The sequence below is a fragment of the Hymenobacter sp. genome, from assembly GCF_031398885.1.
Taxonomy (GTDB): Bacteria; Bacteroidota; Bacteroidia; order Cytophagales; family Hymenobacteraceae; genus Hymenobacter.
In genome coordinates, this window is the sequence record NZ_JANNOD010000012.1 from 1 (window position 1) to 12,933 (window position 12,933).

Here is a 12,933-nt window from a genome sequence, read left to right on the forward strand (position 1 = left end):
CGCACGTTGTGGACACGGAAGAGCGTGGCGCCCTGCGCCCGACACCACGCCAACGCCGCGGTCGTGCCGGCAAGCCGCTGCTTGGCGAGCCCGCCCGTGACCGCCCCGATTACCTTCTTGTTGGAGATCGGGACGAACACCGGCCGGCCCACCACCTTCAGCTCGGCGAGGCGGCGCAGCAGATCGAGATCCTGCTCGGGCGACTTGCCGAGACCGATCCCGGGGTCGAGCACAAGCCGTTCGCGGTCGATTCCGGCCGCCTCTGCACGTGCCATCGCCCGGTGGGCCCAGTCGATGACCGCCGCAGTGACATCGACGCCGGGGAACGACCCGGGACGGACCTTGGGCTCGCCGAAGAAGTGCGTCATGACGACACCCACCTTCGCGTCGGCCACAACGTCGCCCATCGCGTCGTCGCGAAGCCCCGTGGGGTCGTTGAGGATGCTCGCACCCGCGGCGATTGCAGCGGCTGCGACCGGGGCCTTGAACGTATCTATGCCGACCGGAACGTCGATCTGGGTGACGAGGCGCGCGATCACCGGGACGACCCGTTGGATCTCCTCGTCGACCGACGTGTACACGGAGAACCGCAGTGACTCGCCACCCACCTCGACGACGCTCGCCCCCTGCCGGGCGAGCCGAACGCCGTGTGCAACGGCCCGATCGACCCCGTAGTAGGCACCCCCGTCGGTGAACGAATCCGGCGTCGCGTTGACGATGCCGACGAGGTGCCCACGCGCGCAATCGATGCTGCCGTTGGCATGGCGCCACCGCATCGTCAAGGCCGCCGCCGACCGGATAACGGCCCCCCAAAATGACCGTGCGAATGGCCGGACCAGTTCTGTACGGAAGGGTCGTTTCGCGCCCGGGAATCCCTTTGCACGAAAGGGTTCTCCAGGGTTTCGTGTCTGACACACTTTACCAACGCTTAACGTGCGCCCAGGCGGCCGGTGACGGAGCGGAGGGCGGTCAGGACGCGGTCGACTTCGTCCGGGCTCGTGTAGTGCAGAAAGCCGATGCGGACGCCGCCGCCGTGGCCTTCGAGGCCCAGGTGGGTCATCAGCTCCGGTGCGTAGTAGTTGCCGTCCCAGACGTTGATGCCGCGCTCGGCCAGGCGCTCCGCCACCGCCCGGGGATCATGGGCGTCCAGCGTGACGCAGAACGTCGGGGTGCGCTCGCCGACGCGCTCGGGCACCCCACCCCGCTCCCCCTGCTTCCCCTTCTCCCTCCCCCTCATAACCGTTTCCGTTGTTACTTGCCAGCGCCTTTGCTTCCGCGTTCCATGTCTGCGCCCCTTGCCGAAACCCTTACCCAGCTGCGCGTCGGCAATCAGAAATTCCTGATTGACTTCTACCAGCGCAGCCGGCACCTGTTTGCGCGCTGGGCCCAGCGCCAGCACCGGCTTCCCGCCGCCCGGGCCCACGAATTGCTGCAGGACACCCTGCTCGACTTCTACGACCAGGTGGCCGACGGCCGCATCACCATCATGCCCGACGACCTGCGGGCCTACCTCTACGGCATGGCCCGCCAGCGGCTGGCGGCCCAGGTGCCCGCCCACCAGCCGCTGCCCGCCGCCGAAGCCAGCCGCCGCCAGCGCCTGTTGGCCCAGTTCAACCAGCTCGGGGCCGACGCCCAGCAGGTGCTCACCTACTTTTACTTCCAAGGCTACGGTTTTGAGAAGCTGGGCGGCAAAATGGGCTTTGCCAACGCCACCGTGGCCCGCCTCCAGAAAAGCGCCGGCCTGCGCAAAATTTACGAGCTGTTGAAATGAGCCCTTCGACGCCGGCTGGCCCCGACCTCCGCCCTTATTTTGACGAGCTCGAACGCTTCGCCGACGGCCAGATGGCCCCGGCCGAGCAGGAAGCCTTCGAGCTGCGCCTGGCGCAGGAAGAAGCCCTGGCCGACGCCCACGCCGCCTACGAGCAGCTAACCGCCGACCTGCGCTGGGCGGCAGGACACGACACCCTGCGCCAGCGCCTGCAGGCCCTCGACGAGCGCATGAACGAGCGGGGCGACGCCCTGGCCCGGACCCAAAGTCTGGTGCTGCGCCGCCAGCGCCGCTGGGCCGTGCTGGGCACCCTGGGCGCGGTGCTGCTGCTGGCCGCCGGGGTGGCCGCCTGGTATTTCAGCCGCCCCAACCCGGCCCGGCCCGCCCGCAACTGGGAAGCCTACTACCAGCCCGACCCGGGCCCGGCCGTGACCCCCGCCCTGCTGCACCGCCACCCGCTGCTCAGCGAAGCCCTCGACCAGTACCAGTCCGGCCACTACCCGGCCGCCCTACACTCGCTCGGCCGCGTGTCGCCGGCCAACGTCGGGGCCGACACGCTGCTTTACCTGCGCGGCCTCATCCTGCTGCGCCAAGGCCAGGGCGCTGCCGCCGAGCTTTACCTACGCCGGGTAAGCGAAACCGGCGCGCCGCCCGAGCTGGCCCGCCGCGCCCGCTACCACCTCGGCATGGCCCACTGGCAGGCGCGGGAAATGGCCCCGGCTCGGGCCGCGCTCCGCGCCGTGGCGGCCGACTCGCTCAACCCCTACCGGGCCTCGGCCCGGCAGGCGGTGGCGGCCGGCGTGCTGGAAGGCCAGTGAGCGGTTGGGCGCGCAACGGCCGGCGCTCCCGGCCTTGAGGTGAGTTTGGCTTGCTCCAGTCCGCTCAGCAGCTGTTTGAATCGGCGGGTGCGAGGTAGAGACGCATACTTGCGTCTCGCCGTTTGCGCCATCCGCGCTGTTATCATTCAACGACGAGACGCAAGTAGGCGTCTCTACAGCGTTCCTACTTCCTAACCCAAGTTGCGGAGTAGTTGGGGCATAAAAAAGTCTGTTCGGCGTGAACAGGCTAGGTTTGAAGTATCTGACCCCTTCATTCCTGCCCTGCCATGCGCGAACAGACCGCTGCAAGGTACTGCTTCCTCGACGATTTGCTGGCTCGCACCCGACCCGTCTGGGCGCGCCCGGCCGACCCGCGCCGACGCTTGTCCGACGCTTGTCCGACGCGCAGGTGCTAACCACGGCCCTGGTGGCGGCCCGCTATTTTGGCGGCAATCTGGTGCTGGGCCAACGTTACCTGGAGCAGCACTGGGGCCAAAACCGACTGGACAAGAGCGGGTTCAGCCGTCAACTGCACGGCCTGGCCGACACGCTGGCCGGTTTGTTTGCCACGTTTGGCGCCCTGCTCAAGGCCTTGCACACGGACGCCCGCTACGTCATCGACTCGTTTCCCGTCGCCGTGTGCCACAACACCCGCATCCCCCGCTGTAAATTACTGCAAGACAAGGCCTACCACGGGCGGTGCGCCAGCAAGCGCAGCTGGTTCTACGGCTTCAAGGTCCCGGTCGTCGCCACCACCGACGGCGTGCCGGTCGAGTACTACGTCCACGCCGGCTCGGAGGCCGACCAAACGGGCCGCCACGGCTTGGCCCAAGACCTGCCCGCGGGCAGCGTCGTGTACACCGATGCCGGCTACACGGACTACGTCGCCGAGGACCTTTTCGAACAAGCGACGGGCAACCGCCAGCAGACGGCCCGCAAAAAGAACAGCACCCGGCCCCACGAACCGCACGAAAACTTTCTGATTCAGCACCTTCGCAAAGGTATTGAAACCACTTTCAGCCAGCTCACCGCCCGTTTTCCCAAGCACATCCACGCCGTGACGGCCGCGGGTTTCGTTCTCAAACTCGTGCTTTTTATTTTTGTCCACGCCTTGGATAGAGCGGGGGTATAGTCCGCAACTTGGGTTTGCTAGCTTAATAAATCACCAGCTTGCGCGTCTGCGTCCCGCCGGCCGAAGTCAGCGTGTAGGTGTAGCAGCCCGCGCGCAGCGCGGCCGTGGCCACGGTGAGCTGCTGCGGCCCGCTCCGCTGCCAGCCCAGCGCGCGGGCGTCCACGACCTGACCCGTGGCGGTGCGCAGCACGAACTGCACCGGGCCCGGCGCGGGCAGCGTATACGCAATGGTGGTTGCGGCCCCGGCCGGATTGGGGTAGTTGCCCAGTCGCAGGGCGTCGGCGGGCCGCGCCGCGCCGGTGGCCAGCACCAGGCCGGTGATGCGCCGCAGCCGGCGGGGGCTGGGGTTGGTTTCGGTCACGTAGAGCGTGGCGCCGCCGTCGGCTACTGCCAGCCCGTTGGGCCCGTCGAAGCGGGCACTGGCGGCGGGGCCGTCGGTGCTGCCCGCCGCGCCGGTGCCGGCCAGCACGGTGGCGGCCGGCGTCCCCAGCAGGTTGACGCGGTAGATTTGGTTGCCGCCAATATTGGTGGCGTAGAGGTTGTTGCCGATGACGGCCAGGTAGCCGAGGGGCACCGCAAAGCCGCCGCCGCTGAGGGTGATGAACGTGCTCACGGCGCCTGCCGGCGTGACGCGCTTTATCTGCCCGTCCACGAAGTTGGACACGTACAGATTGCCGGCGCTATCGAAGGCCAGCCCGCCGGGGTAGAAGAAGCCGGACGCGTAAGTGCTCACCTGACCGGCGGGCGTGATGCGCGCCACGGTGGTGCCTCCCACCGTCGTGCCGGTGATGGTCACGTAAAGGTTGTTATTGGCGTCGAACACGATGCCGGTGGGCCCATTCAGCCCTGTAACAAACGGGCCAAGCACGCCCTGGGCCGTGCGCCGGTAGATGATGCCGGTGTTGTAGGCGGCCACGTAGAAGTTGCCGGCTTGGTCGAAACCGGTGCCGGCCGGCCCGCTGCCCGCCGGCAGCGCTACAAAAACCGACACGTTGCCCGCGGGCGTGATTTGCAGCACGTCGCTGCCGTTGCCGTTCGCGCCCGTGCCCGTGCCGGCGTAGTCGGAAGCGTACAGGTTGCCCGCCGCGTCCGCCGACAGGGCATCGCCCGCGGCCCGCACCCCGGCCGGGTACGTCAGGGCGGGCGTGCTCACGGTTTGGGCCGCGCCGCGCACGGCGGTGCCGGTCAGGAAGACCAGGAGGAGTAATGATTTGCGCATGAGAAAGTGGTTGGGGTTGAGCCCGAAATAACTCCCCCGCCCATCTTCCAACCAAGCAATTTGTGACGAGCCGGACCCGCGCGGGCCGAGCCGGTCAGGGGCGGGCCCAGCCGGCGGGCCGGCTCAGAGCGGCACGCCCAGCGCGGCGCTCAGCCCGGCGCGGTAGCCCCGGCTGAGCGCCAGCTCGGTGCCGTCGTGCAGCACCACCGTAAAGTCGCCGTGCGAGGCCGGGTGCAGCGCCCGCACCTGGCTCAGGTTGAGCAGCGTGGACCGATGAATGCGCACGAACTGCCGCGGGTCGAGGCGCTCGGCGAGCTGCCCGAGGCCGTCGCGCAGCAAGTGGCGGCCGGCGGGGGTGTGCAGCCGCACGAAGTTGCCCTCGGCCGCAATCCAGTGCACCTCACTCACCGGCAGCAGGCGCACCTGCCGGGGCGTTTTCAGCGCGAAATAGACCTGGTAGATGGGCGGAGCCGGCGGCAGCGCCCGGAGCAGGGCCTGCAGCTGGGCCACCGGCTGCTGACTGGCCCGCAGCTCCCGTACGCGGGCCAGGCTGCGGGCAAACCGGGCGTGGTCGTAGGGCTTGAGCAGGTAGTCGAGGGCGTGGTGCTCGAAGGCGGCCACGGCGTACTGGTCGTAGGCCGTGACGAACACCACGAGCGGCACCTGCGCCGGCGCCAACTGGGCCAGGGCCTGGAAGCCGTCCAGCCCGGGCATCTGAATGTCGAGCAGCAGCAGGTCGGCGGGCGCCTGGCGCAGGGTTTCGACGACCTCGTAGCCGTTGCCGCACTCGGCCAGCACCGCGCAGTCGGGCTCGGCCTCCAGCCAGCGGCGCAGCTTGGCGCGGGCCAGGGGCTCGTCGTCGGCCACCACCACGCGGAGCCGCGCGTCGTTCGGGTTAATCAGCATGGAGCAGCGGGGCCGCAACGGCCTGGTAGGGCAGGTGGATGGTCACGGCAAACTGTTGGTTGGGCAGCTGCTCGGTGCGCAGCTGCTGCTCGGGGCCGTAGAGCTGCCGCAGCCGGGCCCCGGTGGCGCCCAGCCCGTGGCCCATCGGCGCGCCGAACCCGGCCTCGGGCGGTGGCCCCCCGTCGTTGACCAGACGCAGCCGCAAGCGCCCGTCGCGCAGGGTGGCATCCAGGGCAATGCAGCCCGGCCCGATGCGGCGGGCAATGCCGTGCTTCACCGCGTTCTCGACCAGCGGCTGCAGCAGCAGCGCCGGCACCCGCGCGTCGCGGGCGGCCGGCTCCACGGCCAGCACCACCCGCAGACGGTCGGCAAAGCGGATGGCTTCGATGTCGAGGTAGCGCTGCGCGAAGGCCACTTCCTCGGCCAGCGAGACGAATTCAACCTGCGAGTTGGCCAGAGTGAGCCGCAGGAAGTCGCCCAGCCGGGCCAGCATCTGGTCGGCGGCGGCCGGGTCGGTTTGCAGCAGCGCCGAAATCGAGTTGAAGGTGTTGAACAAAAAGTGCGGGTGCAGTTGGGCCTTTAGGGTCTGGAGCTGGGCCTGCGCCAACTGCGTTTCGAGGCGGCTGCGGCGCAGCTCCACCGTTTGCAGGCGGCCGTAGTAGGCGCGGGCCGACGCCACGGCCACCAGGCCCCAGTACGTGACGGTGCCCAGCAGCACCCCGGGCCCCACCAGGTAGTAGCCAGCCAGCTGCCCGCTCAGGTCGGGGAGCAGGGCGGGCCACGCCGGCTGGCCCAGCCACCACCCCTGGGCGGTGCGCAGCCCGGCGTAGGCCAGCAGGTAGCCCCCATAGGCCAGCAGCGGCACCGCCAGGCTGGCCAGGGCGTGCGCCCCCCACGCCCGGCGCCGGCCCGGGCCGCCCACCGGCCAGCGCCGCGCCAGCCAGAAGATGCCCAGGGCCGCCCCGCCCCAGGCGTACCAGAACAGCAGCTCGGGCCCCAGCACGTCGCCCCAGGCCAGGGGTTTTCCCCGCGCCCACGCCTGCCCCACGCTGACCCCGGTCGTGAGCCCGCCCAGCGCCGTGCACGCCGCGGCCACCCGCAGCTCGTCGCGGCCCAGGCCCCGCCCCTTCAGCCTCCGCAGGAAAAAGTTTGCCATGCTGCTGGTTTGCGTCTTGCAACGCAATTGGTTGAAAAGCGCGACGCCCGCGCCGGCATTTTTCTATTAAGTAGTCGTCCAGAAGTAAACGAGTTGTCAGTTGTTCGTTGTTCGTTATTAGTCAGATATTTATCAAAGGGCTAACAACTGACAACTAATGCCTGACAACTTAGGAGGGTATTCCTGTACGGCCCGCGCCGGTTGCTCCTCGCGACAACAAGGTAGCCCCGGAGACGCTATGTTGACGCGGGTTTCAAAATTTCAAACAGCGGCGTATGCTGTTAGAAATTACGCAGTTGGTCTGGCAAATCAAATTCATGCACGAGTAAGGCGGTCGCCGCCGGGAACCACGCTCCGTTTTTGGTGGCCAGCCTGGGGCGGTGAGCGGCACGGCCGTCGCCCGCATCCGCGCTGGGCCGGTGGTGGCCCACGAGGCCTACACGCGCCGGCGGCCGGCCCTGGCTCACGGGCCTCAATCGCAATCGGCGCATCACTCCCGATGGGTAGGGCGTGCGCCCGCTTCAGAGGGATGCACTGGCGGCGAGCGGCGGGCAGCGACGGGCTCCCGGGCTACGGCCTCGTGCGCAGCTTCCGGTTCGCGGCTCCAGCCGGCAACCCGGCAGAGGCCGGCTGCTGGGCCAGCAGCGCCCCGGACCTGCGCGCGAGCCGATGGGCTCCGCGGGCGGCCCTGGCCTGGGGCACCAGGCGGTACCGCCGCAGCCTGAAGCAGTGCTGCGGGGTGGGGAAAGCCCAGGTCCGCGCCGCCCGCGCCCAGCGCAATTCCATCAGCTGCGTTTTGCGCGCCTTCTTGCGCCTCGAAACCCAGCGCCCGCGCACTGGCTGCAACTGGTACGAAGCCAAAAAATAACTCCTGCGCGACGTTATCCGAGCCTATTTGGCCCACCCTATCCGCCTCTTGCACCCGGTAACTGCCGTAGGCTCTACTGTTAAAAACCGCTGCTTGACTTGCCGCAGGCGTGGCCGCCTGTCACCACGCGTGCAGCAGGCGCCGCACCAGGATGATTTCGCCGGTGTGGTAGGAGGCGTGGTCGCCGATGAGCAGGGCTTCCCGCAGAATGGTTTGGCCGGTGCCGTGCGGCAAGGGCGCCAGCAGGTCCGTGTCGTCCGCCTGAAGCAACTCAATAAAACGTTGGCGGTCGGTGCGGATTTGCGCCAGCGTGGCCTGCCAGACTTCCTCGTCGGCGGTGGCGTCGTGGGCGGGCCAGTAGCCGGCGGGCCACGCCGGGGACTCGTGCTTGGGGTCGAGGCAAAACTCCAGGATGTCCCACTGCGCGATGCGCACGTGCTCCGCCAGCTGCCAGATGGTGTAGGGCGCGTCCGGCAGGCGCTGGTTCCACTGCGCGGGCGTCAGGTCGGCGCAGGCGTCCTCAAAGGTGACGTGCGCGTTGCCATCTTCGAGCAGGCTGATTAGCTCGGCTACCAAGCCTTGGTTTGTGGCGTTGTCCATTTGGCTCACTTCTTCGTGCATCAAAGAATCGGTTACGTCCAGGGTTCGTATTCCATATCAGCGGCCCGCCGCGAAGATGGGTTGACCACATCTGAGGTGGGCGGTAGCGTAAAAGTCGACTATTCGGCCAGCCATTGCGTGGCCCGGTACTCGCCCGGCCCGAGGAACAGCCGCAGCAGGTCATCGGTCATCTTGGGGCCGTTGGAGCTGTTGGTCAGGAACACCAGGCTCTCTTTTTTGCCGGGCAGGGTGAGGTAGAAGCCTTTGAAGTTGCCGTTATCGCCCCACTGCCACTGGGCCAGGCCCTGGCTGGTAGTGGCCAAACCCACGCCGCAGGCCCAGGCAATGAACGGGTCGGTGGCCGTGGCGGGCTTGCCGCAGCGCAGAGCGTCGTTGGCGGGCGTGAGCAGCAGTTGCGCCGTCGCGGGTTTCAGGCCCCGGCCGGCCATCAGCGCCTGCAAAAACCGGCCGTAGTCGGCCGCGGTGCTGAGCAGGCTGTAGGCGCCGTAGGGCTCCGGGAAGTGGCTGATGGGCACGGGCTGACCTTTGCCGTCGTGGCCCGAAGCGGCGTTGGCCGCAAACTTTTCCTGCCACACAAAGCTGCTATACGTCATGCGCAGCGGCCCAAATACTTCTTCTTGGGCCAGCGCCTCGAACGATTTTCCGGTGAGATACTCCAGCGTTTTTTGCAAAAACACGTAGCCTTCGCCCGAATAATTCCAGCAGCTGTCGGGCGCGTATTTCAGGCGCAGAGGCGCGGTGACCCACTCTGGACTCAGCGGGTTGGCCGCCCAGTTGAGCAGGCCGGTGGTGTGGCCCAACACCATGCGGGCGGTGATTTTGTCGGCATTGGGAGCGCCCCGTAGGCGCGGGTAGGCGTAATAGCTCAGCAGCGGCTTGTCAAGGCTGAAGACACCCTTATCAAGCAGGCGGAGAGCAGTGTAGGCCAGCAAGGCCTTGCCCAGCGAGGCCGCCTCGAAGGTGGTGGTGGCATCGACAGCCGCCGCGCTGCCGGCCGTGCGCCGGCCCAGGCAATAGGTGTGTTCCCGGCCGCCGCGGGTGTACACCAACTGCATGCCCGGTACGTTGGCCTTTTGCATCAGGGCCAGCAGCGCGGCTTCGGTGGGCGCCGATTGCCCCAGGCTCCACGTCGAGAATCGAAGCAGCAATAGCAGCGGAAGGAATCCTTTCATGGCGAGCAAGATAGTGCGGTTGCTCTATTGCTGGCGTGACCGAGCCCGCTATTTATCAAATTACAGATGACAAACGAGAGACGTAGAACAAGCCTACGGCCAAGGCCTACATCTGGAAGCAGCAGGTTCCTGGAACTGCGAAAGAGCCCGAAACTCCTGACGTTCCGGGCTCTTTTGGCGGTGTGATGAAGTTCTGACAGCTGGGCTCGAACCAGCGTCCGCCCGGTCCCAGAGCCGGGTGCTCTTCCGCTGAGCTATGCCAGAAGCGTGATAAGGGCTGGGCTCGAACCAGCGTCCATCCGGAGGGAGAGCCGGACGTTCTACCACTGAACTACCTTATCCAATTGGAGGCGCTTTTAGGGGTGAGTCGGGCGCAGGCTTACCGGAGAAAACCCGGTTTCGCCGCAACACGCGGGCAAGGTACGGACTGGCGATGCTGACGCCGTGCACCAGCTCGGGCGTGGGCCGAAACGGGACCACGCCGTGGGGCCGGGGCGCCAGCCAGCCCGATGTGGCGGGGTCGAGGCCCGCGTGGCGGCAGGCCTCGGCCACGAGCGGCTTGGTGCAATCCGCCGCGCCGCTGAGCACTTCCCACGGAAAGGGCAGCGCGGCCCACACCTGCGTGTTGGGGTCCAGCTTGCCGCCGGTGTTTAGGTGCCAAGCCACCACGTCGGCGGCCATCAGGCGCATCACCTTGCCGGGGCACACGTCGTCGAGCACGAAGTCCATGCCCAGGGCGTACAGCAGGTTCACCCAGTTGTCGCGGGCCTTGTTCCAGGCGCCGGCGGCTACATTCCAGGTGGAAGAATCATCCCCCCGCTTGACGACCATGGATTCCCGCCGGAACGTATTGGCCGCCCAGGTTTGCCGCAGAAAATCGGCCAGCTCGTTCAGCAAGGCGGTCCAGCGGCCCAGCAATTGGCCTTGCTGCTCCCCGGGAAGGCGGGCCAGCACTTCCGGCTGCGGGTACACGTGCGCAATGGCCCACCAGTTGGTGGTCGTGGGGGGCGGCAGCGGGGGCGCCTTCGTTCGCCACCGCAACAAAACGGGCCGCGGCGGCTGGCCGTCGCGGCAGCGCCGAAACAGCAGGTCGCTCACGGCGTCGTAAGGCCGCTGCTGGCCGGCTATGGTGAACTCGCTGCGCAGGTTGCAGCGGGCGGTGTAATAGGCCACGAAAGCGGCGCTGAACAAGTCGCGGGCGAAATCGGCGTAGGAAATTTCGTGCGCGAATCCGTGCTTGCTCACCAGCTGAAAGCCGCGCTGCTGGCCGGCCTGCAGGAGGCGCTGCCGCTTGGCTTCGAGGTGGCGCAGGATGCGGAACAGCTTGTTGTAGCGCCGCCGCGACAAGCCTTCCAAGCCGGCCGCCCGGCGGGCCGGACGGGCCAGGCGGTCGGCGAGGTAATTGTTCTGGCCCGGGGTTTTGCCGATGCGCGGGCTCAACTCCTCCAACAGCTGCTGGAGCTGCGCCGGGTCGGAGTAATTTGGCCCCGGCGCTTCGGCCGAGGCAGCCGGCAAGGAATGCTGAAACAGCTCCGCCGCTTTGAGCGCCTGCTTGGGGCCGCCCATGGGCCGCGCAAAATCCTCCGCCATGGACGTGTATTGCCAAATGCCCCGCCGCACCGACCCCGCCGCCGCCTCGCTCAAAGTGGCCAGCTCCCGGGGCGTAAGCTGGTCGCGCAGCAGCGGCAGCAGCAGTTCGGCGATGTCTTCCGGGCGGCGGCGCTGGTCGAGCGTTTGGTAAAGCGGGAGGAGGTCCATGCGGGAAAGGGTAAAACCAGGGCCGGGCACCCTAGCAACTGCAAGAGGCAAGCTAAGGCATAAGCCACACATTTAATGCGCCTGGAGCCAGTTGCGGCCCGTGCCCACTTCCACCTCCAGCGGCACGCCGCGGGGCAGCAGCAGCGCGGTGGTCATCAGCTCCTTGATTTTGGGGGTGATGTGGGCCACCTCTTCCTGCACGGCGTCGAACACGAGTTCGTCGTGCACCTGGAGTATCATGCGGGTCTGGAGCTTTTCGGCGCGCAGCCAGTGGTAGATGTTAATCATGGCCATCTTGATGATGTCGGCGGCCGTGCCCTGGATGGGGGCGTTGATGGCGTTGCGCTCGGTGTAGCCGCGCAGCGTGGCGTTGCGCGAGTTGATGTCGCGCAGGTAGCGGCGGCGCTTGAGCAGGGTTTCGGCGTATTCCAGCTCGCGGGCCCGGTTGATGCTCTCGTCCATGAACTGCTTCACCGACGGGAATTCCTGGAAGTAGGTGTCGATAATCTCCGTGGCTTCCTTGCGGCTGATGCCGATGCGCTGGGCCAGCCCGAAGGCCGAAATGCCGTAGATGATGCCGAAGTTGACGGTTTTGGCCTTGCGGCGCATCTCGCCGTCCACGGCCTCCAGCGGCACTTTGAACACCTTGCTGGCGGTGCTGGTGTGAATGTCCTGGCCCAGGCGGAAGGCTTCAATCATGGTGGCGTCGCCCGAGAAGTCGGCCATGATGCGCAGCTCCACCTGCGAGTAGTCGGCGGCCAGCAGCACGTGCTGGTCGTCGCGCGGCACGAAGGCTTTGCGGATTTCGCGGCCCTTCTCGGTGCGGATGGGGATGTTCTGCAGGTTGGGGTTGGTGCTGCTCAGGCGGCCGGTGGCCGTCACGGCCTGGTTGAAGCTGGTGTGCACGCGGCCGTCCACCACGCTCACCAGTTGGGGCAGGGCCTCCACGTAAGTGCTGCGCAGCTTGGTGAGCTGGCGGTATTCGAGGATGAGGGCGGCGATGGGGTTGTCGGCGGCGAGCTGGCTCAGGATTTCCTCGCCGGTGGCGTACTGGCCGGTCTTGGTCTTCTTGATTTTGCCGCCGCCGATGCTCATCTTATCAAACAGCACCTCGCCCAACTGCTTGGGCGACTGCGCGTTGAGCGGAGCGCCCGCCAGCGCGTCGATCTCCTTCTGCAGGCCTTTGAGGGCCTTGAGAAACTCCACGGACAATTCCCTCAGATATTCGTCATCCACCAAAATGCCCGCGCGCTCCATGCCGAGAAGCACCGCCGAGAGCGGCATCTCGACGTTCTCGAACAAATCGAGGACTTTGACTTCCTTCATCTTCGCGACGACCGCCTCGCGGCCGGAGCAAGACGCGGCGCGGGCCAGCACGGCGGCCTCCGCGTCGGCCTCCTTCGGGTCCTTGGCGGAGCCGGGGTCGAGGCAGTAGGCGGCGAGCTTGTAGTCGAAATCGGGGCCGCTCAACTCGAAACCGGCGACATCGAGCGCGCGGCGCGCGCCCTTCAAGTC

General features: G+C 67.3%; 13 protein-coding genes and 2 tRNA genes. 4 read left to right on the forward strand and 11 right to left on the reverse strand.

Annotated elements, in window-relative coordinates:
• A partial coding sequence (gene folP, locus RMO51_RS01585; protein WP_310391425.1) for a dihydropteroate synthase occupies positions 1–776 on the reverse strand: 776 nt, incomplete at its 3' end.
• Positions 777–928: 152 nt separating this feature from the next.
• A complete protein-coding gene (locus RMO51_RS01590) occupies positions 929–1,195 on the reverse strand; it encodes an aminotransferase class V-fold PLP-dependent enzyme (RefSeq protein ID WP_310391404.1) in 267 nt (88 codons plus the stop codon).
• A gap of 87 nt (positions 1,196–1,282) precedes the next feature.
• Between RMO51_RS01590 and RMO51_RS01595 the strand changes: the two genes are divergently transcribed.
• The 3 genes from RMO51_RS01595 (at position 1,283) to RMO51_RS01605 (ending at position 3,718) form a co-directional block, all read left to right on the forward strand.
• Positions 1,283–1,771, forward strand: a complete 489-nt coding sequence (locus RMO51_RS01595; protein WP_310391406.1) for a hypothetical protein — start codon at positions 1,283–1,285, stop codon at positions 1,769–1,771.
• Positions 1,768–2,586 (forward strand): tetratricopeptide repeat protein, encoded by an 819-nt coding sequence (locus tag RMO51_RS01600; protein ID WP_310391408.1) that lies wholly within the window; start codon positions 1,768–1,770, stop codon positions 2,584–2,586. The genes RMO51_RS01595 and RMO51_RS01600 overlap by 4 nt, the downstream gene beginning before the upstream one ends.
• 394 nt (positions 2,587–2,980) lie before the next feature.
• Positions 2,981–3,718, forward strand: a complete 738-nt coding sequence (locus tag RMO51_RS01605; protein WP_310391409.1) for an IS982 family transposase — start codon at positions 2,981–2,983, stop codon at positions 3,716–3,718.
• A gap of 22 nt (positions 3,719–3,740) precedes the next feature.
• Here the strand turns inward: RMO51_RS01605 and RMO51_RS01610 are convergent, their stop codons facing one another.
• The 3 genes from RMO51_RS01610 to RMO51_RS01620 form a co-directional block, all read right to left on the reverse strand.
• On the reverse strand, positions 3,741–4,937 hold the full coding sequence (locus RMO51_RS01610; protein ID WP_310391411.1) for a T9SS type A sorting domain-containing protein: 1,197 nt from the start codon (positions 4,935–4,937) through the stop codon (positions 3,741–3,743).
• A 123-nt stretch (positions 4,938–5,060) separates the two neighbouring features.
• The gene (locus RMO51_RS01615; protein WP_310391413.1) at positions 5,061–5,843 is read right to left on the reverse strand and encodes a LytTR family DNA-binding domain-containing protein; all 783 of its coding nucleotides are present in this window, start codon (positions 5,841–5,843) and stop codon (positions 5,061–5,063) included.
• Positions 5,833–6,999 carry a histidine kinase gene (locus RMO51_RS01620; RefSeq protein ID WP_310391415.1) on the reverse strand — a complete coding sequence of 389 codons (1,167 nt, stop codon included), beginning with the start codon at positions 6,997–6,999 and terminating at the stop codon, positions 5,833–5,835. Before RMO51_RS01620 ends, RMO51_RS01615 begins: the two co-directional genes overlap by 11 nt.
• A gap of 529 nt (positions 7,000–7,528) precedes the next feature.
• Between RMO51_RS01620 and RMO51_RS01625 the strand changes: the two genes are divergently transcribed.
• Positions 7,529–7,867, forward strand: coding sequence for a hypothetical protein (locus tag RMO51_RS01625; protein ID WP_310391417.1), 339 nt, complete (start codon positions 7,529–7,531; stop codon positions 7,865–7,867).
• Positions 7,868–7,987: 120 nt separating this feature from the next.
• Here RMO51_RS01625 and RMO51_RS01630 read toward each other — a convergent pair whose 3' ends face one another.
• From RMO51_RS01630 to RMO51_RS01655, 6 genes are all read right to left on the reverse strand, one after another.
• The gene (locus RMO51_RS01630) at positions 7,988–8,488 is read right to left on the reverse strand and encodes a DinB family protein (RefSeq protein WP_310391427.1); all 501 of its coding nucleotides are present in this window, start codon (positions 8,486–8,488) and stop codon (positions 7,988–7,990) included.
• A 98-nt stretch (positions 8,489–8,586) separates the two neighbouring features.
• A complete protein-coding gene (locus RMO51_RS01635) occupies positions 8,587–9,660 on the reverse strand; it encodes a serine hydrolase domain-containing protein (RefSeq protein ID WP_310391419.1) in 1,074 nt (357 codons plus the stop codon).
• A gap of 191 nt (positions 9,661–9,851) precedes the next feature.
• Positions 9,852–9,924: transfer RNA gene (locus RMO51_RS01640), tRNA-Gln, on the reverse strand.
• Between the two features lie 4 nt (positions 9,925–9,928).
• Positions 9,929–10,001, reverse strand: a tRNA-OTHER gene (locus RMO51_RS01645).
• Entirely contained in the window at positions 9,997–11,418 is a 1,422-nt protein-coding gene (locus RMO51_RS01650) for a hypothetical protein (protein ID WP_310391421.1), read from the reverse strand. The genes RMO51_RS01645 and RMO51_RS01650 overlap by 5 nt, the downstream gene beginning before the upstream one ends.
• A 72-nt stretch (positions 11,419–11,490) precedes the next feature.
• Positions 11,491–12,933, reverse strand: a 1,443-nt coding sequence (locus tag RMO51_RS01655) for a DNA polymerase (protein WP_310391423.1), incomplete at its 5' end; no start/stop codon positions are given.

Coding starts and splice junctions, on each gene's coding strand:
- RMO51_RS01650 (WP_310391421.1), bottom strand. CDS start 11,418: ATGGACCTCCTCCCGCTTTACCAAACGCTCGACCAGCGCCGCCGCCCG.
- RMO51_RS01635 (WP_310391419.1), bottom strand. CDS start 9,660: ATGAAAGGATTCCTTCCGCTGCTATTGCTGCTTCGATTCTCGACGTGG.
- RMO51_RS01600 (WP_310391408.1), top strand. CDS start 1,768: ATGAGCCCTTCGACGCCGGCTGGCCCCGACCTCCGCCCTTATTTTGAC.
- RMO51_RS01610 (WP_310391411.1), bottom strand. CDS start 4,937: ATGCGCAAATCATTACTCCTCCTGGTCTTCCTGACCGGCACCGCCGTG.
- RMO51_RS01595 (WP_310391406.1), top strand. CDS start 1,283: ATGTCTGCGCCCCTTGCCGAAACCCTTACCCAGCTGCGCGTCGGCAAT.
- RMO51_RS01620 (WP_310391415.1), bottom strand. CDS start 6,999: ATGGCAAACTTTTTCCTGCGGAGGCTGAAGGGGCGGGGCCTGGGCCGC.
- RMO51_RS01625 (WP_310391417.1), top strand. CDS start 7,529: ATGCACTGGCGGCGAGCGGCGGGCAGCGACGGGCTCCCGGGCTACGGC.
- RMO51_RS01630 (WP_310391427.1), bottom strand. CDS start 8,488: ATGCACGAAGAAGTGAGCCAAATGGACAACGCCACAAACCAAGGCTTG.
- RMO51_RS01615 (WP_310391413.1), bottom strand. CDS start 5,843: ATGCTGATTAACCCGAACGACGCGCGGCTCCGCGTGGTGGTGGCCGAC.